The 24421-nt window shown below is 64.1% G+C and carries 23 protein-coding genes; 9 read left to right on the top strand and 14 right to left on the bottom strand.

Translation table 11 applies throughout. From position 1 onward, the window contains the following. Positions 1-513: 513 nt before the first annotated feature. The 4 genes from SFA35_RS15635 to xylA all read right to left on the bottom strand — a co-directional run bounded on the left by SFA35_RS15635 (position 514) and on the right by xylA (position 5627). A complete protein-coding gene (locus SFA35_RS15635; RefSeq protein ID WP_320571452.1) occupies positions 514-1650 on the bottom strand; it encodes a sugar ABC transporter permease in 1137 nt (378 codons plus the stop codon). Next, positions 1651-3222 (bottom strand): D-xylose ABC transporter ATP-binding protein, encoded by a 1572-nt coding sequence (gene xylG, locus SFA35_RS15630; protein WP_320571451.1) that lies wholly within the window; start codon positions 3220-3222, stop codon positions 1651-1653. 4 nt (positions 3223-3226) lie between these two features. After that, positions 3227-4228 carry a D-xylose ABC transporter substrate-binding protein gene (xylF, locus tag SFA35_RS15625; protein WP_320571450.1) on the bottom strand — a complete coding sequence of 334 codons (1002 nt, stop codon included), beginning with the start codon at positions 4226-4228 and terminating at the stop codon, positions 3227-3229. 82 nt (positions 4229-4310) lie between these two features. Continuing rightward, on the bottom strand, positions 4311-5627 hold the full coding sequence (gene xylA, locus SFA35_RS15620) for a xylose isomerase (protein WP_320571449.1): 1317 nt from the start codon (positions 5625-5627) through the stop codon (positions 4311-4313). Positions 5628-5786: 159 nt separating this feature from the next. Between xylA and SFA35_RS15615 the strand changes: the two genes are divergently transcribed. Continuing rightward, positions 5787-7016 carry a DNA-binding transcriptional regulator gene (locus SFA35_RS15615; RefSeq protein WP_320571448.1) on the top strand — a complete coding sequence of 410 codons (1230 nt, stop codon included), beginning with the start codon at positions 5787-5789 and terminating at the stop codon, positions 7014-7016. Here the strand turns inward: SFA35_RS15615 and SFA35_RS15610 are convergent. Further along, positions 6960-7283, bottom strand: coding sequence for a hypothetical protein (locus SFA35_RS15610; protein ID WP_320571447.1), 324 nt, complete (start codon positions 7281-7283; stop codon positions 6960-6962). The two genes, SFA35_RS15615 and SFA35_RS15610, sit on opposite strands and share 57 nt — an antisense overlap. 133 nt (positions 7284-7416) lie before the next feature. On the opposite strand from SFA35_RS15610, the gene SFA35_RS15605 reads away from it, so the two are divergent. Beyond that, positions 7417-8574, top strand: a complete 1158-nt coding sequence (locus tag SFA35_RS15605; RefSeq protein ID WP_320571446.1) for an epoxide hydrolase — start codon at positions 7417-7419, stop codon at positions 8572-8574. On the opposite strand, the gene SFA35_RS15600 is transcribed toward SFA35_RS15605, so the two are convergent. From SFA35_RS15600 to SFA35_RS15585, 4 genes are all read right to left on the bottom strand, one after another. Further along, positions 8571-9611, bottom strand: coding sequence for a diguanylate cyclase (locus SFA35_RS15600; RefSeq protein ID WP_320571445.1), 1041 nt, complete (start codon positions 9609-9611; stop codon positions 8571-8573). The two genes, SFA35_RS15605 and SFA35_RS15600, sit on opposite strands and share 4 nt — an antisense overlap. Before the next feature lie 212 nt (positions 9612-9823). Beyond that, positions 9824-10642 carry a type 1 glutamine amidotransferase gene (locus tag SFA35_RS15595; RefSeq protein WP_320571444.1) on the bottom strand — a complete coding sequence of 273 codons (819 nt, stop codon included), beginning with the start codon at positions 10640-10642 and terminating at the stop codon, positions 9824-9826. 366 nt (positions 10643-11008) lie between these two features. Then, complete coding sequence (locus SFA35_RS15590) at positions 11009-11413, bottom strand: PBECR2 nuclease fold domain-containing protein (protein WP_320571443.1); 405 nt, start codon at positions 11411-11413, stop codon at positions 11009-11011. Positions 11414-11666: 253 nt separating this feature from the next. Then, positions 11667-12353, bottom strand: coding sequence for a histidine phosphatase family protein (locus SFA35_RS15585; protein ID WP_320571442.1), 687 nt, complete (start codon positions 12351-12353; stop codon positions 11667-11669). A gap of 399 nt (positions 12354-12752) precedes the next feature. Between SFA35_RS15585 and SFA35_RS15580 the strand changes: the two genes are divergently transcribed. From SFA35_RS15580 to SFA35_RS15560, 5 genes are all read left to right on the top strand, one after another. After that, entirely contained in the window at positions 12753-13340 is a 588-nt protein-coding gene (locus SFA35_RS15580) for a class I SAM-dependent methyltransferase (RefSeq protein ID WP_320571441.1), read from the top strand. 108 nt (positions 13341-13448) lie between these two features. Continuing rightward, positions 13449-15053, top strand: a complete 1605-nt coding sequence (locus SFA35_RS15575; protein ID WP_320579059.1) for a response regulator — start codon at positions 13449-13451, stop codon at positions 15051-15053. Beyond that, positions 15050-15742, top strand: a complete 693-nt coding sequence (locus tag SFA35_RS15570; RefSeq protein WP_320571440.1) for a HAMP domain-containing sensor histidine kinase — start codon at positions 15050-15052, stop codon at positions 15740-15742. Before SFA35_RS15575 ends, SFA35_RS15570 begins: the two co-directional genes overlap by 4 nt. A 158-nt stretch (positions 15743-15900) precedes the next feature. After that, positions 15901-16371 carry a nuclear transport factor 2 family protein gene (locus tag SFA35_RS15565; protein WP_320571439.1) on the top strand — a complete coding sequence of 157 codons (471 nt, stop codon included), beginning with the start codon at positions 15901-15903 and terminating at the stop codon, positions 16369-16371. A 153-nt stretch (positions 16372-16524) separates the two neighbouring features. Then, entirely contained in the window at positions 16525-16818 is a 294-nt protein-coding gene (locus SFA35_RS15560; protein ID WP_320571438.1) for an addiction module antidote protein, read from the top strand. Between the two features lie 52 nt (positions 16819-16870). Here SFA35_RS15560 and SFA35_RS15555 read toward each other — a convergent pair whose 3' ends face one another. The 3 genes from SFA35_RS15555 to SFA35_RS15545 all read right to left on the bottom strand — a co-directional run bounded on the left by SFA35_RS15555 (position 16871) and on the right by SFA35_RS15545 (position 20721). Then, positions 16871-18151: an FAD-binding oxidoreductase gene (locus tag SFA35_RS15555; RefSeq protein WP_320571437.1), complete on the bottom strand. Its 1281-nt coding sequence runs from the start codon at positions 18149-18151 to the stop codon at positions 16871-16873. A gap of 28 nt (positions 18152-18179) precedes the next feature. Further along, positions 18180-19268 carry a polyamine ABC transporter substrate-binding protein gene (locus SFA35_RS15550; protein ID WP_320571436.1) on the bottom strand — a complete coding sequence of 363 codons (1089 nt, stop codon included), beginning with the start codon at positions 19266-19268 and terminating at the stop codon, positions 18180-18182. A 94-nt stretch (positions 19269-19362) separates the two neighbouring features. Beyond that, positions 19363-20721, bottom strand: a complete 1359-nt coding sequence (locus SFA35_RS15545) for a glutamine synthetase family protein (RefSeq protein WP_320571435.1) — start codon at positions 20719-20721, stop codon at positions 19363-19365. Between the two features lie 220 nt (positions 20722-20941). Here SFA35_RS15545 and SFA35_RS15540 point away from each other — a divergent pair, with 220 nt between their 5' ends. Next, positions 20942-21847, top strand: coding sequence for a helix-turn-helix domain-containing protein (locus tag SFA35_RS15540; protein WP_320571434.1), 906 nt, complete (start codon positions 20942-20944; stop codon positions 21845-21847). A 61-nt stretch (positions 21848-21908) separates the two neighbouring features. Further along, positions 21909-22739 carry a CAP domain-containing protein gene (locus SFA35_RS15535; protein WP_320571433.1) on the top strand — a complete coding sequence of 277 codons (831 nt, stop codon included), beginning with the start codon at positions 21909-21911 and terminating at the stop codon, positions 22737-22739. 48 nt (positions 22740-22787) lie between these two features. Here the strand turns inward: SFA35_RS15535 and SFA35_RS15530 are convergent, their stop codons facing one another. Continuing rightward, positions 22788-23504, bottom strand: a complete 717-nt coding sequence (locus SFA35_RS15530; protein WP_320571432.1) for an ATP-binding cassette domain-containing protein — start codon at positions 23502-23504, stop codon at positions 22788-22790. After that, on the bottom strand, positions 23504-24340 hold the full coding sequence (locus SFA35_RS15525; protein WP_320571431.1) for an ABC transporter permease: 837 nt from the start codon (positions 24338-24340) through the stop codon (positions 23504-23506). The genes SFA35_RS15530 and SFA35_RS15525 overlap by 1 nt, the downstream gene beginning before the upstream one ends. Positions 24341-24421 lie beyond the last annotated feature (81 nt).

The following is a 24421-nucleotide window of genomic DNA, read 5'->3' as shown; positions in this document are numbered from 1 at the left end:
GAGCCGGCGCAGCTGGCGAGGGCATCGCCTCGGTGGGCGGGTGGATCGTCCGATGGTATCGCGCCCCATGGCCAGTCAAACCTGGCGTTCGGGGTTGCCCCGCTCGCCAGCTGCGCCGGCTCCTACGCCACCGGTGGGTTATCCCGGACCGTTGTAGGAGCCGGCGCAGCTGGCGAGGGCATCACCTCGGTGGGCGGGTGGATCATCAGCTGGTATCGCGGGTCATGGCCAATCAAACCTGGGGTTGGGTGTTGCTTCGCTCGCCAGCTTCGCCGGCTCCTGCGCCACCGGTGGGGTGTTCGGGGTCGGTGTAGGAGCCGGCGCAGCTGGCGAGGGCATCACCTCGGTGGGCGGGTGGATCATCAGCTGGTATCGCGGCTCATGGCCAATCAAACCTGGCGTTCGGGGTTGCCCCGCTCGCCAGATGCGCCGGCTCCTACGCCACCTTTGAGATCACCCGGGTTGGCGTAGCCGGCGCAGGCATCACCTCGGTGGCCAGGGTGATCCCAGGCGCTACCTGCGCCCGCTGCGCGTGCTCACGTCCACCCACACCGCCAGCACCAGGATGCTGCCCTTGACGATCATCTGCCAGTAGCTGTCGACGTCGAGCATCGACATGCCGTTGTCCAGGCTGCTGATCACCAGCGCGCCCAGCAAAGCGCCATACACGGTGCCCGAGCCGCCGCGCATCGAGGTGCCGCCGATGAAGCAGGCGGCGATGGCGTCCAGCTCGCCCATGTTGCCGGCCGACGGCGAGCCGGCTGCCAGCCGCGCGGTGTTGACCAGCCCGGCCAGGGCGCACATCACGCCCATGATGCAGAAGATCCACAGCTTGACCTTCTGCACGTCGATGCCGGACAGGCGCGTGGCTTCCATGTTGCTGCCCACCGAATAGATGCGCCGGCCGAACACGGTCTGGCTGGTGACGTAGCTGAACACTCCGAGCAGCGCCAGCAACAGCAGCACCGGCACCGGAATGCCGTCGTAGCTGTTGAGGGTGTAGACGAAGCCGGCCAGCACCAGGCCGATCACCACCACACGGATCACGTCGCGCACCAGAGCGTGCGGCGCCAGGCCGTGCAGGGCGCGGTTGCGCCGCTGGCGCCAGGTCAGCCACAGGGTCAGGGCGAACAGCAGCACGCCCAGCACCAGGCCGACCGAGGCCGGCAGGTAACCCTGGCCGACATACACCAGGGAGGGCGACACCGGGGCGATGGTGGTGCCGCCCGTGACCCCCAGCAGCACGCCGCGAAACGCCAGCATGCCGCCCAGGCCGACGATGAACGAGGGGATGCGCAGGTAGGCGGTCATGTAGCCGTTGCCAAGGCCGATCAGCCCGCCGGCCACCGCGACGATCACCAGGTTGAGCGGCAGGGGCAGGTGATAGACCACGTCGAGAATCGCCGCGATGCCGCCGAGCAGGCCGAGCAGCGAGCCGACCGAGAGGTCGATCTCGCCGCTGATGATCACCAGCACCATGCCGCAGGCGAGGATGCCGGTAATCGACATCTGGCGCAGCAGGTTGGACAGGTTGCGCGGGGTGATGAAGCCGCCCTCGGTCTGCCAGCTGAAGAACAGCCAGATGATGACCACGGCGATCAGCAGGGCGAGCATCTTGTAGCGGGTGAACAGTTGTTTGACCTGATGCATTCAGGCGGAACTCCCGGTAGGCAGGGTGGTGGTGTCGAGTGAGTGGATGGCCGGCTGGCTGATCGCCGCCGCCAGCAGTTGCTCCTGGGTCAGGCCCTGGTTGATGAAGTCGCCGCGCAGTTGCCCCTCGCCGATCACCAGCACCCGGTCGGACACCCCGAGCACTTCGGCCAGCTCCGAGGAGACCATGATGATCGCCACGCCTTCGGCCGCCAGGGCGCCCATCAGCTTGTAGATCTCGTACTTGGCGCCGACGTCTACGCCGCGGGTCGGCTCGTCGAGGATCAGCACCCGCGGACGGGTCAGCAGCATCTTCGCCAGCACGGCCTTCTGCTGGTTGCCACCGGAGAGGCTGGTGATCGGCAGGAACGGCGTGGCGGTCTTCAGGTGCATGCGCTGGATTTCCTCGTGCACGCTGCCCAGCTCCGCCTCGGCGTCGATGCGGGTCATCCGCGAGAAGGTGTCGAGCACTGCCAGGGTGATGTTCTGGCCCACCCCCAGGTCGGGGATGATGCCGTGGCGCTTGCGGTCCTCGGGCACCATGCACAGCCCGGCGCGGATCGACTTGAGCGGCGTGCGCGTGTCGATTCGCTGGCCGTCCAGCCACACTTCCCCTTCGTAGCGACCGGGGTAGGCGCCGAACAGGGCACTGACCAGCTCGGTGCGACCGGCCCCGACCAGCCCGGCGATGCCGAGGATTTCGCCCCGGCGCAGGCTGAAGGAAACGTCGTCGACCCGCTTGCGCCGCGGGTTGTCGACGTCGTAGCAGGTGACATGGCGGGCCTCGAACAGCACCTCGCCCACCGCGTGCGGCTGGCTGGGATAAAGGTTGCTCATTTCGCGGCCGACCATCTGGGTGATGATACGGTTGACGTCCATGTCGGCCATGGCGGTGGTGGCGATGTGTTTGCCGTCGCGGATCACCGCGATGGTGTCGCACACCGCCGCCACCTCGTCGAGCTTGTGCGAGATGTACACGCAGGCCACACCCTTGGCCTTGAGGCCGCGAATGATGTCCAGCAGCACCTCGATCTCCGAACGGGTCAGGGCCGAGGAGGGCTCGTCGAGGATCAGCAGGCGAGCGTTCTTGTTCAGCGCCTTGGCGATTTCCACCAGTTGCTGGTAGCCGCCGCCGTACTGCGACACTGGTAGCGCCACGTTCATGTCCGGCACCTTGAGCTCGCGCATCAGCGCTTCGCTGCGGTGGAACATCGCCGGGTAGTTCATGCGCCCACCCGGCAGGGTCAGCTCGTGACCCATGAAGATGTTCTCCGCCACCGACAGGTCCGGCACCAGGGTCAGCTCCTGGTGGATGATGACGATGCCGGCGGCTTCGGTCTCGGCGATCGACTGGGCCTTGAGCGGCTGGCCGTCCCAGAGAATCTCGCCCTGCCAGGTGCCATGGGGGTAGACCGCCGACAGTACCTTCATCAGGGTCGACTTGCCGGCACCGTTCTCGCCGCACAGGCCCAGGCATTCGCCGGGCCGTACCTGAATGTCGATGCCGTTGAGCGCATGCACGCCGTCGAAGGTCTTGACGATGCCCTTCATCTGCAACAGATAGTCGGCCATGGGATTACTGCCCGGCGATCTGCGCCTTGGTGTAGAAACCGTCATCCTCGAGGATGTGCAGGTTGTCCTTGGTCAGCGCAGTGGGCGTCAGCAAAATCGTGTCGACCTTGTGGTTGCCGTTGTCGTACTGCGAGTTGAAGGCGGGTTTCTCGCCACGCACCAGCTGCACGGAGAGCTTGGCTGCCTCGCTGGCGATCAGCTTCAGCGGCTTGTACACGGTCATGGTCTGGGTGCCGGCCAGCACGCGCTTGACCGCGGCGAGGTCGGCGTCCTGGCCGGAGACCGGCACCTTGCCGTCGAGTTTCTGTGCGGCCAGGGCCTGGATCGCGCCGCCGGCGGTGGCGTCGTTGGAGGCGACGATGCCGTCGATCTTGTTGTTGTTGGCGGTCAAGGCGTTCTCGATGATGCTCAGCGCCTCGGTCGGGTTCCATTCCTTGACCCACTGCTGGCCGACCACCTTGACGTCGCCCTTGTCGATGGCCGGCTGCAGGACTTTCATCTGGCCTTCACGGAGGATCTTCGCGTTGTTGTCGGTGGGGGCGCCGCCGAGCAGGAAGTAATTGCCCTTGGGCTGCGCCTTGAGCACGCCGCCGGCTTGCATCTCGCCGACCTTCTCGTTGTCGAAGGAGATATAGGCGTCGATGTCGGCGTTGAGGATCAGGCGGTCATAGGAGAGCACCTTGACCCCGGCTTTCTTCGCCTCGGCGACCACGTTGTTGAGCACCGTGGCGTTGAACGGCACGATGACGATGACATCGACGCCACGGGAAATCAGGTTTTCGATCTGCGAGATCTGCCGTTGCTCGTTGGCGTCGGCCGACTGCACGTAGACCTTGGCCCCCAGCTGCTCGGCGGCAGCGGTGAAGTAGTCGCGGTCACGGGCCCAGCGCTCCAGGCGCAGGTCGTCGATGGAGAAGCCGATCTTGGGGTGCGCGGCATCGGCGAACACCGGCGCGGCGAACAGGGTGAACAGGCTGGCAACGAGGGCGGTATGCAGGAGTTTCATGAGTGTGTCCTTGTTTTTGTTGTTGGAGGCACATCGTGCTGCGCTATGACTTTAGTCGTTTTATGGCCGTTGGCTCACGGGCCTATGGATAAATGAAACGGTTGACCAGGCCTTCGAGCATCTCCTGGCGGCCGCTGACCGGCTGCGGGTCGAGGCCTTCGGCCAAGGCGTGCTGGGCCAGGCGTTCCAGGTCATAGTTGCCGGCCAGCAACGCCTGGCCGAACGGCTGGTCCCAGCCGGCGTAGCGTTTTTGCTTGAACTGCGCCAGCAGGTCGTTCTCGACCATCGCGGCGGCGCGTTCCAGGGCCAGCGCCAGCACGTCCATCGCCGCCACGTGGCCGTAGAACAGGTCCAGTTCGTCGACACTCTGGCGGCGCACCTTGGAGTCGAAGTTGAAGCCGCCGTGGCCAAAGCCGCCGGCCTTGAGGATTTCATAGGTGGCCAGGGTCAGCTCTTCGACGCTGTTGGGGAACTGGTCGGTGTCCCAGCCGTTCTGCGGGTCGCCACGGTTGGCGTCGATGCTGCCGAAGATACCGAGGGAGGCCGCCGTGGCGATCTCGTGGTGGAAGCTGTGGCCGGCGAGGGTGGCGTGGTTGGCCTCGATGTTGACCTTGATCTCCTGCTCCAGGCCGTACTGCTGGAGAAAACCGAAGACCGTGGCGCTGTCGTAGTCGTACTGGTGCTTGGTCGGCTCCTGCGGCTTGGGCTCGATCAGCAGGTCGCCGGTGAAACCGATCTTGTGCTTGTGCTCGACCACCATGGACATGAAGCGCCCCAGCTGCTCGCGTTCGCGGGCAAGGTCGGTGTTGAGCAACGTCTCGTAGCCTTCGCGACCGCCCCACAGTACATAGTTGCTGCCCTTGAGTCGTTGCGTGGCGTTCAGCGCGCTGAACACCTGGGTCGCGGCCCAGGCGAACACCTGCGGGTCGGGGTTGCTCGCCGCGCCGGCAATGTAGCGCGGGTGGCTGAAGCAGTTGGCGGTGCCCCATAGCAGCTGGATGCCGCTGTCCTGCTGATGGCGCTCCAGCTCGTCGACCATGTGCGCGAAATTGTGCGTGTACTCCTTAAGGCTCGCGCCTTCGGGGGCGACGTCCGTGTCGTGGAAGCTGTAGTAGTCCACGCCCAGTTTGCTGAAGAACTCGAAGGCCGCATCGCATTTGCCCCGGGCCACCTGCAGCGGATCGCCGGCGCTGTGCCAGGTGCGCTTGAAGGCGGCGGCGCCGAAGATGTCGCTGCCGGGCCAGACAAAGGTGTGCCAGTAACACACCGCCATGCGCAGGTGCTCGCGCATGGGCTTGCCGAGCACCAACTTGTCGGCATCGTAGTGGCGGAAGGCGAGGGGTGATTGGCTGTTCGGGCCTTCGTAGCGGATTTTTTCTACGGCGGGAAAGTAGGGCATCGACAGAGTCCAGTTGTTGTTATGAGGGACGTGGGTCGAGATTAGCTTCGGCTTGTGCCCCGTGGATTATGAAATTCACCAGCAGGGTGTGCGATTTTGACCAAAGCGGGCTAGGGTGTCTGTGGCCCTCGAAAACAACGAAAAATATCGGCAGCCTCCATGACCCCACCTCATCGCATTGCTCTGCTGTTCAACGGCAGCAAGGTCTACGACCGCGGCATCATCACCGGCATCGGCAATTACCTGAGCAGCACCCGCGCGCGCTGGGACCTGTTTCTGGAAGAGGATTTTCTTTGTCGCTTGCGTGGTATCGAGCGCTGGCAAGGTGACGGCATCATCGCCGACTTCGACGACCCGGCCATGGCGCCGGCACTGGCGGCCATGCGCATGCCGGTGGTGGCGGTCGGCGGCTCCTATCAGGATGCGGGCGCCTATCCGCCGCGCGTGCCTTACGTTGCCACCGACAACTTCGCGCTGATCGAGCTGGCCTACCGGCACCTGATCGAAGCCGGCTTGACCCGCTTTGCCTGCTTCAGCCTGCCCCCCTCCGAGAGCAACCGCTGGGCGCAGGAGCGGGAAGCGGCGTTTCGCCAGTTGGTCGCTGGCGACGGCGGCAAGGCTCTGGTGTACCACGGCCTGGGTACCAGCGCCTCGCTCTGGGACAGCGCCGTGCAGCGGCAGATCGCCTGGCTGCAAAGCCTGCCCAAACCGATCGGTATCATCGCCGTGACCGATGCCCGTGCGCGGCAGTTGCTCCAGGCCTGCCTGACGGCGGGCATTGCCGTGCCGGAGCAGGTGGCGTTGATCGGCATCGACAACGACCCGCTGACTCGCACCCTGACCCGCGTGCCGCTCAGCTCGGTGATCCAGGGCACCGAACGGATGGGGCAACTGGCGGCGCAGTTGCTGCACCAGATGCTGCATGGCAAGGCGCCGGCCGGGGAGCGCGTGCTGGTGGCCCCCGCCGGCATCAACGTGCAGAGCTCCAGCCTGCATCAGCCGCTGGGCCATCCCTATGTCATGCGAGCGCTGCATTACATCCGCCAGTACGCCTGTCAGGGCATCAAGACAGCGCAGGTGGCGCAGTATGTCGGGGTATCGCGATCATCGCTGGAGGCGCATTTTCGCCGCCAGCTGGGGCGCAGCGTGCATGACGAGATCCTGCGTTTCAAACTCAATGCCGCCGCTGCCGGGCTGGCCTCGGGCGAGCGGCCGTTGCAGGAGCTGGCGCAGGCCTGCGGCTTCAAGTCGGCGCAGTACCTTTACAGCGTGTTCCGGCGTGAGTACGGTTGTACGCCGCGCGAGTTCGTGGCGCCGGTGGCCGGGCAGGGCTTACAGGCAGCTGCGGGCGTGCTTCTCCAATCGGGTGCGCAACACGGCGCCACGTAGGTACAAGGCCACCTGGCTGCCGGTGCTGGTCTTGTGCACTTCGAGGATCTGGTCGGCGGCAATCCCGCTGGGCGCCGTCAGGGTGTACAGCTCGCGGTGCTGGGTCATCTGCGTGCCTGGGCGTTCCGCCTGCCATTTGGGCAGGATGCATTGGGCGTACTCGCCTGGCGACTTGCTGGTGGTGAGGGTCACCGAAGGGGAGTTGGGTGCGGAGGCGCAACCGGCCATTGCCAGAATGGGCAGCAGATAAATGAGACTGGTTTTCATCACTCGGGTCCTGGAGTCGAAGCGCGCGGATGATGGCCTGAATCGCGGCAAAATGGAAACGAACAAATCCGATGGGAACTATTGACCGCGTCGATAATCACGCGCGCAATCAGCCGCTTGAGGGACACTGATGATGCAGATTCGACCTTTTGCCATTGCCATCGAGGACGCCGCCCTGGCCGATCTGCAACAGCGGTTGGCGCGCACCCGCCGGGTGGACGGCGTCCAAGGAGTGGGCTGGGAGGAGGGCACCGACCGCGATTTCCTGCGGCGGCTGCTGGACTACTGGCAGGGCTCCTTCGACTGGCGGACCCAGGAGGCGCAGCTCAATACGCTGCCACAGTTCATCGCCCAAGCGGGCGATCAAACCCTGCACTTCGTCCATCAACGCGGCGTGGGCCCGGCACCCCTGCCGTTGATCCTCACCCATGGCTGGCCGGGCTCCTTCGTCGAGATGCAGGCGATCATCCCGCTGCTGGCCGACCCCGGCCGTCATGGCGGTGATCCGCAGGATGCCTTCGACGTGGTGGTGCCGTCGCTGCCGGGCTACGGATTTTCTTCGGCGCCCAAGCGTCCCGGCACCGGGCCGTTCGAGGTGGCGGGGCTGTGGGCCGAATTGATGACCGCGCTGGGCTACGAGCGCTTCGGCGCCCAGGGCGGCGACTGGGGCGCCGGGGTCTCGACCTGGCTGGCCTGGCGCTATCCTGAACGGCTCAGCGGCCTGCATCTGAATTTCATTCCGGGCTCCTATCGGCCGCCCCTCGGCGTCGGGCAGGCGCCGGTCAGTGTCGAGGAGCAGGCCTTTCTCGAGCGAGTGGCCGACTGGGGACAGCGCGAGGGCGCCTACGGGCAGATCCAGGGCACCAAGCCGCAGAGCCTGGCGGTCGGCCTGAACGATTCGCCTGCGGGACTGGCGGCCTGGATCAGCGAAAAATTCCACGCCTGGACCGATTGCGCAGGGTCATTGGAAAGCGCCGTGACCTTGGATGAGCTGCTGACCAACATCAGCCTGTACTGGTTTACCGGCAGCATCGGCTCGTCGTTTCGCCTGTACCTGGAAAGCCGTCGGCGGCCCCTGCACTTCCACCCCGGTGAGCGCGTGCTGCCGCCAACCGGGGTGGCGCGTTTCCCCGCCGAGCTGCCGATGCCGCCGCGCTCGTGGGTGGAGCGGGTGTACAACGTGCAGCGCTGGACCGACATGCAGGCCGGCGGCCACTTCGCCGCGCTGGAGCAACCCCAGGCACTGGCCGAAGAGATCCGCGCCTTCTTTCGCCCCCTGCGCGCCCGCTAGCCGGCAAAGGCGACGCGGTTGCGGCCCTCGCGCTTGGCGCGGTACAGGGCGGTGTCGGCGGCGTTGAGCCACATCACGCTGTTCAGCGCGCGCGGGTGGTGCAGCGCCGCGCCGATGCTCAGGGTGGGACGCAGGGGCACGCCGAGGCCGGTGTCCATCTGCGCCGCCAGGCAGCGCATGCGCTCGAGGATCTGCTCGGCCTGGGTTTCATCTACCTGGCGCAGGATCACACAGAATTCGTCACCGCCATAGCGCGCCACCGTGTCGTGTTCGCGCACGCATTCGAGCATCACCCGGCTGATCCTGGCCAGCACCTGGTCGCCGGCGAGGTGACCGTGGCGGTCGTTAATCTGTTTGAAATGATCGACATCGACCAGGGCCACCACGCATTCGCCCGGCTCCCCGGCGAACTGCGCTTCGAGCAGGTCGTTGAGGGCCTTGCGGTTGGTCAGGCCGGTGAGGTGGTCGGTGCGGCTGAGAATGTCCAGCTGGTCCTTGTGCCGGGCCAGCTTGCTGGTGGTGATGAAGCAGACGTAGCCCAGTGACATCGGGTACAACACCAGCAGCGGCAGGCAGGCGTTGACCTGCCCGGCACTGGGCTGGCCCACCGCCCCGGGCTGCAGGCCGAGCCAGGCAATGGCGAGGCCGAACAGGCTTACGGCGCCGCCTTGCAACAGCAGGCGCAAGCCGCCGGCGGCCATGTTGTTCATGCCGATCATGGTGACGATGGCCACCGAAGGCAGGGGGTTGCAACCCATGGCACCAGCGAAGAAGCCGACGGCCAGGGCGTCGATGAACAGGTTGCGGTACTCGGCGCGCATGGGGGCGCAGCTGCGGCGCGAGGCGAGGAATGCCAGATGTGGCCAGACGAAGCAGTAACCGATCAGCAGGCCCAGCACCGATCCATAACTGGCGCCGGGCAGCAGGTTAAAGTAGACGGCGATGAAGCCCAGGGTCAGGCCGACACAGCGGGGTGCATAGACGCGGCGCGGCATGGAGGCGCCACGGACCTTGGTCTTGCTTGCTACCGCTGCCATCTGCGCCGCCCACCTGTGCCGCTGGAATTGCGCCCGATTATCAATGATGGCGTTGGGCTATACCAGAGCAGGAGGGTAGGCGGTCGGAATTTCGGACGCACGGGAGGGCCTGCGCGGCCCGTGAAATCAAGACGGCCTGGCGGCCTCTCGGGGGCTTTGCCCCCTCCCACGAACGCTGAGGGGGCAACGAGCGGTGCGGGTCAGCCGGAACGTCAGGCGGCGTTTTCCAGGCGCTTGCCCGCTACGCGCTCGCGGCAGGCCTGGCCGAACGCTTCGAACAGTTTCACTGAATCCGGATTGCCGCTGGCCTGCCATTCAGGGTGCCACTGCACGGCCAACAGGAAGGAGGCCAGCTGCGGTGCATGGATCGCTTCCACCAGCCCGTCGTCGGCGTAGGCGATACCCTGCAAACCCTGCCCCAGGGTTTTCAGGCCCTGGCCGTGCAGCGAGTTGACCTCGATGCGTTCTTCGCCCAGTAGGCGGTGCAGCCAGCTGTCGGCCAGCACCTGGACACCATGGGCCGGTGCGTACTGCTCGGCCACCGAGGCCTCGGGGTCCTCGCGATGATCGTTGAAGCCCGGCTCGGCGTAGACCTTCTGGTAGATATCGCCGCCCAACGCGACGTTGATCTCCTGCATGCCGCGGCAGATGCCGAAAATCGGCAGCCCGCGAGCGATGGCCGCGCGAATCAACGGCAGATCGAAATCGTCGCGATCACGGTCCTGGGCCTTGCCCGGGGTCTGGTTGCTCTGGTTATAGAGGGCCGGATCGATATTGCTGCCGGCGCCGGTCAGGTACACGCCATCGGCCATGTCCAGGTACTGCTCCAGGTCATCGATACCGCAGCAGGTGGGCACCAGCACCGGTACGCAGCCGGCCAGTTCGACGAGGGGAGTGATGTATTTGTGGGTCATCACCTGGTAGGCGTGGCCCTTGCGCTCCGAGGTGCCCATGGACATGAGTACCACCGGTTTGCGCGGCTGTGTTCGTTGATTTTTATTGACGTTGCTACTGGCAGGGTTGCTGGACATAAGTCACCTTGGGGCAGGCCGACGGGCCTGGTTCTGGTCGAATCCTGATGCCTAGCCTGCCACAGCTGTTTATTATGTCAAACACCAAGTGGGGGTTCGTCAATAATAATGTGCAGGTCACAATGTAGGCGCGCAGGATATGCCAATGGCCTGCTCATGAAGCATTGACCAAAGGCTGCTGTTCAGAAATAATCGTCTCGAGCGCGAAATCAGTGGCCTTCAGCGGCTATGACTGACGTAGGAACCCCGGCGATGGCTGAACATCGGTGTAGGGTGAGACCTCCACACCCCTGCTTGAGGGCGTGTATATGAATATCAAGCGCAATTTCAGGGCCATCCCAAAAAGTGGCCCTTTTTCTTTGCACATCATAAAAGTTCGTAACGCTTGTATAGAAGCTCTCCGTGGCGATGCTTGTTCAGGGATTTTGCATCGGTGTGCATGAAATTCCATAGCGTTCGCCCGTCGACAAGTGCGACGCTGACGAGCATCTGCCGACGTGATTCATAGGTTCCTATGAAAGCCAGGCGATAGCTGCAATTCGAGAAAGCGACGCGCCAGATCTCGAAAGGTCCAGTCAACGTGTCCATTGCCATCCTCACGTACCGTTCTCGGGCGTCCTGGCGTTTCTCCACGATATGGCCGAGGTTCTGGCGCTCTATCAGCACTTCACCTATAGGGCTACCCATCTTTAGTGCGCAGACATCGGGTGCAGTGAAGCCCAGGTGCAGTGCGACGATGGCTATCGCTTCTTCATATGAGACGGCGGGCATGATCTCCTTGGTCGCAAGGATACGCATGTCGCGAGGGAGGGTACGCAGGTCCGGGAGACCGTAGTCCAGCCAAGTGCGTTGGCCTTTGATCTCATGAATTGGGGATGAGAGGGGGGCTGTAGCTGTAGTCAACGCGGGGCGATCCAGCTGGCCGGAAGGGGGCGCTATATTGGCACGTCCTCCGGGCCTGTCTGGCGGAGAAGCTGTAACAAGCTATTAGGTTGGTAGAGACACCTCTGACCACTTATTGCCCTCAGGACCTGTCCAGCGCAGCCAGTGTCAGCCACTTGCGTGCATGCATGAAGCCCAGGATTTTTGGCCTGGCGCCCTCGCCACCGATTTGCACGAACAGCGTGCTGGCGTAGGGGTTGTCAGTGGTGTCGCTGATGCCCAGTTGCTGTTCGAGGCGGTCGAAGCATTCGCTGTGGGTGACCAGCACCAGGTTGCGTTGCGTGTTCTTTTGCGCCATGGCCTTGCCCAGCACGTCGCCGGTGCATTTGAACAGCCATTCCTGGGTCAGGGCCGGCTGGCCGAAGACGAACTGTGCGGTTTGCTGGGTGCGCAGGGTGGTGCTGCTGAGCACGTCGGCGTTGGCCAGGCCGAGGCCGGAGAACACGCTGCCCAGTTGCGTGGCGATGGCGCTGCCGTGCAGGGTGATGCCGTTGCTCGGACCCAGGCAGGTGCGCTTGGAGCGGTCGCAGCGTTCGGCGTGGCGCAGCAGCACGATGACGTCGCCCCGCGCCCAGCTTTCGGCCAGGCCCGAGCGGGCCAGGCGGTTGCCGACGCTGAGGTCCAGGACCGAGGCGGGGCGGGCGAACCAGGCGATGGCAGGGGCCAGCAGAAAGATGATGGCCAGCGCCAGGATGACCCGGCGCGGCCCGACCATTCGACGTGGTGACTGCGTGGCGATTCCACGCGACTGAACCCCGGCATCGGACATCTGCAACCTCTTTTGGCCATGGCCTGGAAAACTGCCCGCACTCTAGGCTCAGGCGAGTAAACGACCAGTCAACGCGATGTCAAAAATCGGTGAAAGGCCGCAGGTCCGGGCGAGTCGTGGTCTTCTTGTAATACGCAGCGAGTACAAGGCTACCGGCCGGCACCTTGCTGCTGACTGAACGAAAGAGGGAAAGATTGCCGCTGGTCGGCACACTTCAGCGCGGGCGGCTGAGCAGTTCCACCCGGCAGCCCGGCGCGGCGTCGCCCACGGTCAGGGTCATGTCGTGCAGGCGCGCCACTGCCGTTGGTCTGTAACCAAACCGACACTTTTTTCACATTCGCACGACTTCTCCTTGATTCGGCGGCGGCTAGGCTGCGCCCATGATCCGTGGAGACCGCCGTGGGAAATCCTGCCCAACTGAACCTTTCGACCTCTTGCCCGCCAGCGGCGAGCCCCGTATCGGGCTGGGCCGCGCGGCGCGAGCTGAAGCTGGCGCGCAAGGCCCTGGCCCTGGCCGGTGACCCCGGGCTGGTGCTTGACCTGCCGTGCGGCACCGGGCGTTTCTGGCCGCTGCTGGCCGGCAAGCCGAGCCGGGTGGTGATCGCCGCCGACGATTCGCTCGATGCCCTGGAACGTGCGTTGGGCGCCCATGGCGGTGAGGTGCTGGCGCGGGTCCGGCCCCTGCACACCGAGCTGGCACGCATCGAACTGTCGGACAACGCGGTCGACAGCATCTTCTGCATGGACGGCCTGCAGCAGCTCGAAGACCCCGCCCGGCGCCTGGCGTTGCTGCGCGAGTTCTACCGGGTCAGCCGCGACACCCTGATCGTCGCGCTGTGGCGCGAGCCGCCGCACAAGGCCGCCGCCGCGCGCCTGCGCGGCGAGGCCGAGGCGCAATTCCGTCAGGCCGGTTTCAAGATCGAGGCGCGCCTGGACCTGCTCGCCCTGTGGTCCATGGCCCGCGTCTACCTGCTGCGCAAACCCTGATCGCCCCTGCCTTGGCGCAATGCCCCTACAGCAAAGCGCTTTCCTGCCGATAGACCCTATACTGCGAAGCCTCGACGGCCTCATCTTCTCTTCCTGCGGCAGGATCCGATCTTGGTGTACACCGATAAAAAATTTCTGATCGTCGATGATTTTTCCGACTTTCGCAGCTCGGTGCGCTCGATGCTGCGCGAACTGGGAGTCAAGAACGTCGACATGTGCGACACCGGCGAGGAGGCGTTGAAAGTCTGCGCGCTGCGCCGCTATGACTTCATCCTGCACGATTTCAACCTGGGCGACGGGCGCAAGACCGGCCAGCAGGTGCTCGAAGACCTGATGAGCGACAAGCTCATGAGCCACGAATGCATCTTCATCATGGTCACCGCCGAGAACAGCCAGGCCATGGTCATGAGTGCCCTGGAGTGGGAGCCCGATGCCTATCTGACCAAGCCGTTCAACCGTGCCGGCCTGGCTCAGCGGCTGGACAAGCTGGTACAGCGCAAAACCCTGCTCAAGCCGATCCTCAAGGCGCTGGACAAGGGCGACCCGGCGATGGTGCTCGAAGCCTGCGCCGAGCTGACCCGTCAGGACCCGCGCTTCGCCCCCCTGTGCCTGCGCTACAAGGCCGATGCGCTGCGCGACCTCAAGCGCGACGACGAGCTCGAAGCGCTGCTCAAGAGCATCCTGGCCGACCGCCCGACGCCCTGGGCCTACAGCGCCCTGGGCAGCCTGCTGGCCCGGCGCAACCAGACCACGCCGGCGCTGGCGGTGTACGAAGCCGCCTTGAAGGCCTTCCCCAGCATGCCCGCGCTCTATGATGGCCTGGCCGACGTGCTGGTCGCCCAGGGCGACAGCAAGCGCGCGCAGAAGGTGCTGGAAGACGCCGTGCGCCTGTCGCCGCTGGCCGTGCGCCGGCAAGGGCTGCTGGGCAAGCTGGCGCTGGACAACGAAGACTTCGAGGGCGCCTCGCGGGCCTTCCGTCAGGCTGTGGCGCAGGGCAAGCACTCGCGCTTCAAGGACCCGGAAACCAACCTGGGTTTCGCCCAGGCGCTGATCAACAAGACCGGCGAGCACGGCCTGGATGCACGCAGCCGCGCCGAGCTCAACCTGACCCTCGGTGAAGTGGCCAAGGAGCACGCCGACAACCCGGCGCTGTCGGCCCGCACCAGCCTGATGAAAGCCAGCAGCCTGCAGCGCTCGGACCCCGAAGCCGCCGCCAAGCTGGCCGAGGAGGCGATGGCCAAGGTCGCCGACATGGAGCAGTTCTTCAGCGCCGACATCGCCCTGAAGTTCGCCACCCAATTGCAGCAGCTGGGCCAGGACGCGGCCAGCGCCAGCATGTTCAAGAACTGCGCGCAGATCTACGGCGACGACCCGGCGGTGATGCAGAGCATCGTCAGCCTGTCCAACGACCCGGACATCGCCGCCGACCATCAGGCCGCCATGGCCCTCAACGTGCAAGGCGTGCGCAGCTACAAGGGTGGCGACCTGGGGCAGGCCCAGGCGTTGTTCCGCCAGGCCCTGGCCATGCAACCGAAAAACATCAGTATCGCCCTCAACCTGGCGCAGTCGCTGCTGCATGCCCGTGGCACCACGCCAGATGCAGCTAAGCTGGAGGAGTGCCAGGCATGCCTGAACAGCGTAGGCAACCTGCCGGCCACCGACACGCGCTACGAGCGCTACCAGAACTTGCGCAACAGGGCTTTCGACGCATGAATGACAAGCAGCCGGGTCTGGATTTTTCCATGGTCATCGCCTCGACCGTGCACGACATGAAAAACTCCCTGGCCACCGTCATGCAGGCGCAGAACGAGTGGTTCGGGCGCCTGCCCGAGGCTCAGCAGCACAGCGCCGAACGCGCGGTCATCGACTACGAGTTCGCCAACCTCAACGGCATGATGGTGCAGCTGCTGGGCCTTTACAAACTGGGCGTCGACCAGCTGCCGCTGCAGCCGGACTACCACGAGATGGACGACTTCATCGAGGCGCAGCTGGCGTCCCACGCCGACGTGCTGCAAAGCCGCGGCATCGAGGCCAGCTACGAAGTCGACCCGCTGTGCCCGCTGGGCTTTTTCGACCGCGAGCTGATTGGCTCGGTGGTCGGCAACGTGCTGATCAACGCCATCCGCTTCGCCCGCCAGGCCATCGTCATCAGCGTGCGCGAGGAGGGCGGCGGCATGCTCATCGGCGTCAACGACGACGGCCCGGGCTATCCGCCGCGGCTGATCGAGAGTCAGTCCCATGCGGTGCAGGGCATCAACCCGGTCAGTGGCAGCACCGGGCTGGGGCTGTATTTTGCCGCGCGCATCGCCGAACGCCATCAGCGTGGCGGCGTGCCGGGACGTATCGAACTGGCCAATGGCGGCGGGCTGGGGGGCGGTTACTTCATGCTGCACCTGCCTTAGCCTGGCGCAGCGGACTGGCCACGATAGCGACGGGCAAGTGATTGAGCGAGCAGAACCCGCAGATGATTATTTACACTGCCCAGGCTACAGGTTTTGCAGTGCATCGGTCATTCTTCGTCTGATCGCCATCCATTCCATCGCCACCCGGAGGCTCTGCCATGTCGTCGACCCGTCCCCCCTTGCCGCCCTTCACCCGCGAAACCGCCCTCGAGAAAGTGCGCCTGGCCGAAGACGGCTGGAACAGCCGCAACCCGCAGAAGGTCGCGCTGGCCTACACCGAGGACACTCAGTGGCGCAACCGCGCCGAGTTTGTCAACAATCGCGCCGAAGCCCAGGCTTTCCTCGAACGAAAATGGCGCAAGGAGCTGGATTACCGGCTGATCAAAGAGCTCTGGGCCTTCAGCGACAACCGCATCGCCGTGCGCTATGCCTACGAATGGCATGACGACTCGGGCAACTGGTTCCGTTCCTACGGCAACGAGAATTGGGAGTTCAACGAGGACGGCCTGATGGCGCGGCGCTTTGCCTGCATCAATGACTTGCCGATCGAGGAGGCCGACCGCAAATTCCACTGGCCGCAGGGCCGCCGGCCGGATGAGCATCCGGGGTTGTCGGATCTGGGGCTTTGAGGGCAGGGCTGCTTTTGGTCAATTTGACTCATTGCTGATCTGTATCCAAAAGGATACGTTTGCGCAATGAATTATCTGGGCAAGCGAACATCGCTGTTCAACACAGGACGCCGATATCAGGCGTGCACGGCAATTGGCGAAGGAGGTCGGAACATGACCCAGACATTGACCACTTTTGATATGGCCGCGTTGCTTGACAGCGATGAAGCCATTAACGAATACCTCTCCCAGGTATTGGCTGACGCAGACAGCGACGAGCTTCTCAGAGCATTGGGGTATGTGGCCAAGGCGAAAGGCATGGCGCAGATCGCCCGCCAGACCGGCATGGGGCGCGAGAGTTTGTATAAAGCTTTTGCGCCTGGGGCCAAACCACGGTTCGAGACGGTACTCAAGGTCTTGCATGCCTTGGGGATTGAGCTCCATGCGCATTCGATTGCTACCCACTGATCGGGCTTTTCGGGCCCGGTGTCACCACCCGGGCCCGTCACCGCGCCGCGACTCAAACCCACTCCTTCATCCGATACCACAACATCCCCAGCGCCAGCAGCGGTGAGCGCAGCGCCTTGCCGCCCGGGAAGGTGCGGTGGGGCACGCGTTCGAACAGCTCCAGCGCGCGCTGGTCATTGGCGGCGATCGCGTCGGCGAGTACCCGCGCGGCATAGTGGGTCACGTTCAGGCCATGGCCGGAATAGCCCTGGGCATAGAACACGTTGCGTTGGGCCTTGAGACGGCCGATCTGCGGGAAGCGGTTGGCGCCGATGCCGATCAGTCCGCTCCAGGCATGGTCGATGCCGACCCCGCGCAGCTGCGGGAAGACCTTCTCCATCTTGCCGCGCATGTACTGGCCGATGTCGGCCGGGTCACGGCCGGAGTAGTGGCAAGCGCCGCCGAACAGCAGGCGGTGGTCGCTGGTGCGCCGGTAGTAATCCACGGTCACGCGCTGGTCGCAGAGCGCCAGGTTCTGCGGGATCAACTGCTCGGCCCGGGCCTGACCGAGGGGTTCGGTGGCGATGACATAGCTGCCGGCGGCCAGCACCTTGCCGCTCAGGCTCGGTTCGAGGTCGTCGAGAAACGCATCGCAACCGAGCACCAACTGCCCGGCCCGCACGCAGCCCTGGTCAGTGTGCACCTCAACCTGCGGCCCATGCACGATCCGCCGCACCGCGCTGTTCTCGAACAGCCGCGCGCCCTGCGCTTCGGCAGCTGCGGCCTCGCCCAGCAACAGCTTGAGCGGGTGCAGGTGACCCGAGCCCATGTCGATCAGGCCGCCGGCATAGGCCGCTGAATCCACCACCTCATGCATCCGCTGCGGCGCTACCAGCTGCAGCTTGTGGCGATAGCCTTGCGCCAGCAGGTTCTGCTGCTCGGCCTGCAACCCGCGCCAGTGCGCGGGTGTGTTGGCCAGGTCGCAGTAGCCCCAGCGCAGGTCGCAGTCGATGGCATGACGCTCGATACGCTGGCGCACAATCTCCACCGACTCGAAACCGGCCTGCTGCATGAAGCGCACGCCATCGTCGCCGAGGCGCCCGCGCAGGTGCTCGATATCGTGGCCCAGCCCACGGATCAGCTGCCCGCCATTGCGCCCGCTGGCGGCCCAGCCGATGCGCCGGGCCTCCAGCAGCACCACCGAGAGCCCACGCTCGGCCAGTTCGAGCGCGGTATTGACCCCGGTCAGACCGCCGCCGACCACGCACACGTCGGCGTCGACCTGGCCCTGCACGCCGGGCCGCGCAGGGCCCGGTTCGGTGGTCGCGCTGTAGTAGGTATTGATGTAGGACATGCTTGCGGTGCTCCTCACCGTTACCGCCTCAACGGTCGGATTTGATGCTGGTCCACTTGCGCGTCATGGTGCGCATGATCGCCGGCGTCTGGATGGTCGAGGCGTAGAGTTTGCTCATCACTTCCGGTGACGGGTACACCGACGGGTTGTTCAGCACATCGGGCTTCATCAGGCTATTGGACGCCGGGTTGGGGTTGGCGTAGCCGACGGTGTCGCTGATCTGCGCGATGACCTTGGGGTCGAGCACGTAATTGATGAAGGCCAGGGCCTGCTCCGGGTGGTCGGCGTCCTTGGGAATGGCCAGCATGTCGAACCAGATATTGGCGCCTTCCTTGGGTATGGCATAGGCGATATTGACGCCGTTCCTGGCATCCTGGGCGCGCGCGGCCGCCTGCAGCACGTCGCCCGAATAACCGAAGGCCACGCAGATGGCGCCGTTGGCCAGGTCGGTCACGTACTTGGAGGAGTGGAAGTAGGTCACATAGGGACGGATGGCCTTGAGCTTGGCTTCGGCGGCGTCGTAGTCGGCCTGTTTCTCGCTGCGCGGGTCCAGGCCCATGTAGTTGAGGACGGCCGGGAAGACTTCGTCCGGCGAGTCGAGCAGGGCGACGCCGCATTGCTGCAGCTTCTTGATGTTCTGCGGCTCGAACAGCACGGCCCAGGAGTCGATCTTGTCGATGCCCAGCGCCGCCTTGACCTTGTCGACGTTGTAGCCGATGCCGTTGGTGCCCCAGAGGTAGGGCACGGCGTACTGGTTGCCGGGGTCATTGTCCTGCAGGTGCTTCATCAACACCGGGTCCAGGTTCTTCCAGTTCGGCAGTTTGGAGCGGTCCAGTTTCTGGAATGCCCCGGCCTTGATCTGCCGCGCCAGGAAGTGGTTGGACGGCACCACCACGTCATAGCCCGAACGGCCGGTGAGCAGCTTGCTCTCCAGAGTCTCGTTGGAATCGAAGACGTCGTAGGTCGGCTGGATGCCGGTGGCCTGCTGGAAGTCGGCCAGGGTGTTGGGGGCGATGTAGTCGGCCCAGTTGTAGATGCGCACGGTGCCTTCGGCATGAGCCGCCGTGGCGGCGCAGAGCAGGGCGGGCAGGCAGAGAGAAATCAGCTTCTTGTGCATGTAGGCCTCGGTGGTGGTTGGGCTGTGGGATCTTGGCGGGCTGTGCCAGCGGGCTAGGGCAGGATCGGGTTTGCCCGGTCCTGCACGCCGTGGGTCAAACACTCATCATCAGAAACTCGCGCTCCCACGAGCTGATCACGCGCTTGTAGTTCTCGTGCTCGGCGCGTTTGACCGCGACGTAGCCCTGAACGAACTTGGCGCCGATCAACCCCTTGAGCATCGCGCTGTTTTCCATGCGCTCCAGGGCGTCCTCGATGGTCAGCGGCAGGCGCAGGCTGCGCCGTTCATAGCCGCGGCCCTGCACCGGGGCGCCAGGCTCGAGGCCTTCGACCATGCCGACGTAGCCGCACAGGAGGCTCGCGGCGATGGCCAGGTACGGGTTGGCGTCGGCGCCAGGCAGGCGGTTTTCCACCCGGTGGTTGGCCGGGGTCGACGCCGGCACCCGCAAGCCGACGGTGCGGTTTTCCAGGCCCCACTCGACGTTGACCGGCGCCGAGGTGTCGGGCAGAAAGCGCCGGAACGAGTTGGCGTTGGGCGCGAACAGCGGCAGCACCTCGGGGATGTAGCGCTGCAGCCCGGCGATGTGCTGCATGAACAGCGCGCTGTGTTCGCCGTTGGCGTCCTTGAAGATGTTCTCGCCGGTGGTGATGTCGATCACGCTCTGGTGCAGGTGCATGGCGCTGCCCGGCTCGTCGGTGATCGGCTTGGCCATGAAGGTGGCGGCTACGTTGTGCTTGAGCGCGGCCTCGCGCATGGTGCGCTTGAACACGATGATCTGATCGGCCAGGTGCAGGGCGTCGCCGTGGCGGAAGTTGATCTCCATCTGCGCCGGGCCGTCTTCGTGGATCAGCGTGTCGAGGTCCAGGCCTTGCGCTTCGCACCAGTCGTAGACGTCCTCGAACAGCGGGTCGAATTCGTTGGCCGCCTCGATGGAGAACGACTGCCGGCCACTCTCCGGGCGGCCGCTGCGGCCTACCGGCACCTGCAAGGGCAGGTCGGGATCTTCGCAGCGCTGGGTCAGGTAGAACTCCATCTCCGGCGCCACCACCGGCCGCCAGCCGCGCTCGGCGTACAGCGCCAGGACGCGCTTGAGGACGTTGCGCGGCGACAGTTCGATGGCCTCGCCGTGGGCGTCGAAGGTGTCGTGGATGACCATGGCGGTGGGCTCGATCGCCCAGGGCAGCACGTACACCGCCTGGGCATCGGGGCGGCAGACCATGTCGATGTCGGCGGGGTCGAGCAGGGTGTAGTAGACGTCGTCGTCAACGAAGTCGCCGGTCACGGTCTGCAGCAACACGCTTTCCGGCAGGCGCATGCCGTGCTCGTTGAGAAATTTCTGGGTGGGCAGGATCTTGCCGCGGGCGATGCCGGTCAGGTCGCTGACCACACATTCCACTTCGGTGATGCGATGACTTTTCAGCCATTCGCCAAGCGGCTGTCGGGTGATGTCCATGGAGCCTCTGGGGGTCGGTATTGACGCCCCCAGCCTGGGTGATCGACGGTAACCGGTCTATCCACTTTCGCCGCGACGATTTGCCCCATTGTAGTGCTCGAGCAGTGCTGGACGCGGTAGCCGACGGTGCTTGTAGGCATTCGGCGGCGCTGTTATCGTCGCCGCTGCGGCGTTCGACCCGCGACGTTTTCCACCCTGATCCTGGCCAGCAGGTACCTTGATGACAGCTCCCTCCAGCGACGCCAGACCGGTGTGCGTCAGACGCCTGGAAACCTCCTGCGCCGAACAGCAGGAGCAGGGCAGCGAAGGCTGGCAACTGCATTACGCGCAGATGTCCGCAGGGCAGTTTCATGGGCGCCTGGTGCAGGCCGAACTGGGCCCGGTGCAGGTCTACGAAGAGCGCATGAACACGCGGATCGAGCAGTACTACCAGGCGCCGAGCGATGCCCTGGTGTTCAGCTTCGACATGAACGAAGGCAGCTTCTACCTGCTCGATGGCAACACCCGCAACCTCTGGGTGACCCCGGAGCACTACCGCGAGATCGCCGTGGTCATCCAGCTGGCCGCCCTGGGCCCGCCCAGCCCCGATTGCCCCTGGGAAGACCTGTTGCTGACGCCGCTCAAGTCCGGCCACGGCAGCCTGTTCAGTCGCTGGTTGAGCAAGTGGCTGGGGGGTATCGAGCAGCCGGACGGCGAGCAGGCCGCGTCGCTGTCGCGCCAGTTGGTGGACGACTGCCTGTACGTGCTGGAATGTTCCGAGGCCCAGCGCAGCAGCCATCAGGCGCGCCACATGGCCGGCCACCGGCGCGTGGTGCAGCGGGTGTTCGAACTGGTCAACGCCTATCCCACCGAGCATTTCAGTGCGCTGCAGCTGGCCAGCGCCGCCGGCACGTCCTTTCAGCATCTGCGCCAGGCCTTCGCCGAATGCGTGGGCATGCCGCCCAGCGCCTGGCTGCGTCACCATCGCCTGAACCTGGCGCGCCAGGCCCTATTGCGCCTGCGCCCGGGGCAAGGCACGGTGGCTGAGGTCGCCATGAGCTATTCGTTCTGGCACCTTGGGCGTTTTGCCGAGTCCTATCGCCAACTGTTTCTGGAAAGCCCGCGTGAAACCTTGGCGTCGCGCTGAGCTTTTTCCGGGCGCGCCCGCTCCTGCAGGGCTGCGCCCACCCATCATGCAAGGACCTACAATGCTTCGACCTGTCTTGCTGCTGCTGGCGGCGACCGTCAGCAGCGCCGCTGTCGCTTCAGAGGAAAGCCAACTGGCCGACTCGATCAACGCCTATCGTGGCCAGGTGCAGAAGTGCGGCAGCCAGGCCTCGCCCGAGCTGCCCCCGCTGTCGCTGGATACCCGGCTGATTCTGCCCGCCACCGGCAAGGTCGACCTGCGCGCGGCCATGGCCCAGGCGCGCTACCCGATGGCCAACGTGCGGGCGATCACCCTGTCGGGCCCGCGCGACGCCGCGTCGGCCTTGCAAGTGGTGCAGGAAAGCTTCTGCCAGGTGGTGCTCGACCCGCAGTTCATCAACATCGGCGTCAGCCGTGATGACCGCGAATGGCGCATCGTGCTCGGCCGCCCCTTGCTGGCCGGCAAACTGGAAGCCTCCCAGGCCGAAGGGCGCAAGGTGTTGGCGATGATCAACAGCGCCCGCGCCCAGCCGCGCCAGTGCGGCGCGCAAGCGTTCGGCGCCGCGCCACCGCTGAACTGGAACGCCACCCTGGCCAGCGTGGCCGACGCCTACTCGCGCAACATGGCCAACCTCAATTACTTCGACCACCAGGGCCGTGACGGCAGCACCCCGGGTGATCGCGCCGAGTTGGCGGGCTACGCTGGCCAGCAGGTCGGCGAAAACATCGCCGCCGGCTATGACAGCGCGCGCAAAGTGGTGGACGGCTGGATCGCCAGCCCCGGGCATTGCGCCAACTTGATGAACCCGGCGTTCAAGGAACTCGGAGTGGGCTATGGCACCGATCCGAAGAGCGATGCGGGCATCTACTGGACAGCGGATTTCGGCGGCTGAGGGCGCCAGGCCCGATGATGCATCCGGCCGGCGGCAGCCACTCTCGGCTCAACCCGCGAGGACGTGTTTGCCGGCCTGGATAAAGGCTTCATCCAATGACTGTGAACGGTAGTAATTCATATATTCCTCGCCCGAAGAGAAACGGGTGAAGCGCTGGTTGGCGAGCATATGAAAAGCATCTGTGTGTTCGACGATTTCCTGCACGTTGTGGGAGGAGACCAATACAGCTGTGCCTTCTCTCGCTGCCGCTTTGATACATTGCCAGGTGTAGTGTCTACACTCGGGATCGACTCCTGCGGTGGGTTCATCGAGCAGGATCAGATCCGCCCCAATCGCCAGTAACGATGTGGAAAAAAACCACCGAACCTCGCCGTAGCTGCACACTGCTGACTTTTTATGCCAAAGGGCAGTGTATCTGCCGACCAACTCCGATGACCACAAAGCCAGTTTTTCGATCACCTCTTCCAGATCCACATTCCGGTATGCGGTCAGAGCCGCCATCATTCTGAAAGCGTCCTCCATCTGCAGGACAGGCGAGGCTGTAATGACCTGCGATAGATAGAGACAGGTCTGGCCGCTCATCTGAAGTTGGCCTGCTTGAGCCGTCCGTATGCCACATATCAGGTCGAAAAACGTGGTCTTGCCCGCACCGTTGGACCCGAGCAAGCCGGTGACTTGAGCTGAGGGGACAGTCAATGTCGCGTCAGAGAGAATCTGTCTGCCAGGGTAGGCAAACCATAGGCTTTGCGCTGCTACACTGTCCATCAGTATCGACTCCAAACTGGATTTATCCGGAAGTATTTCACGTTGCAATAAATCGCCAAGGTAAAGCCAATCAGCAGGCAGAAGGCTTCGATCATGATGACCCCTTCACGCATGATACGACTCGCGATGACAAATGGATTGAGGGTGTTGATGGTCTCAACAATCCAATGAGGCTGATAGGCACCGATCGCCGAGAGTAATAACATTGAAAACAGTATCATTGAAAATAATGTGTTGGCGTTTCGGAAACTGAGTGGGCAAGTGGCCAGAAGCAGCGCCGGAATACAGAAAAGCAGAAAGCACAGGTAGAAGCGAAGGATGAGTGTTGGGAGTTCTGCTGGATTGGCATCTTGAAAAGCAAAACGGGTGGCCAGGTAAAAAATAATGCAATACGCAAGTGAGACAATTGAGTGGCAGATGAGGTGCGCCGTTATGTATAAGTATATTGCTCGGGTTGTGTAAATGAATGATCGGACGAATCCAGCCTCACGACGGCCCACGAAGTACAGCGCTACTCCGAATAGCGCGATACTGGCTGAAGTGTATGCATAAAACCATGAGGCAGCATCCATATAAGTCTGGGTAAAATAGGAGGCGTCATATCGAGCATACGCTAGAAAATAGAATAATGCGCAGGGGGAGATGAGCGTCCAGAAGAATGAGATAGGCTCCTTTAGTTGTTCCTTAAGGAAGATCATTGCAAGTGTTAACACCTGCCGAGTAAAAAGTGCCTTTCTGTGAGTGGCCCGCTTTGTGATCGACTTCATATGTGTCATGGGAACGGCACCATTTTGGATTTGCGGCGTAAAAGCATTGAGGTTCGATATCCAGTCCATATCGTGCCAGCTCGTTTTCAATGTGGTCAGGTGAAATGTTTTGGCCCGCACATCCCCTGAGTTCGGACAGGAAGGCTGCCA

Source organism: Pseudomonas sp. HR96, from assembly GCF_034059295.1.
Taxonomy (GTDB): Bacteria; Pseudomonadota; Gammaproteobacteria; order Pseudomonadales; family Pseudomonadaceae; genus Aquipseudomonas.
Note: the sequence above shows the minus strand (reverse complement) of the source record. Positions and strands in the feature narration are given on the sequence as shown.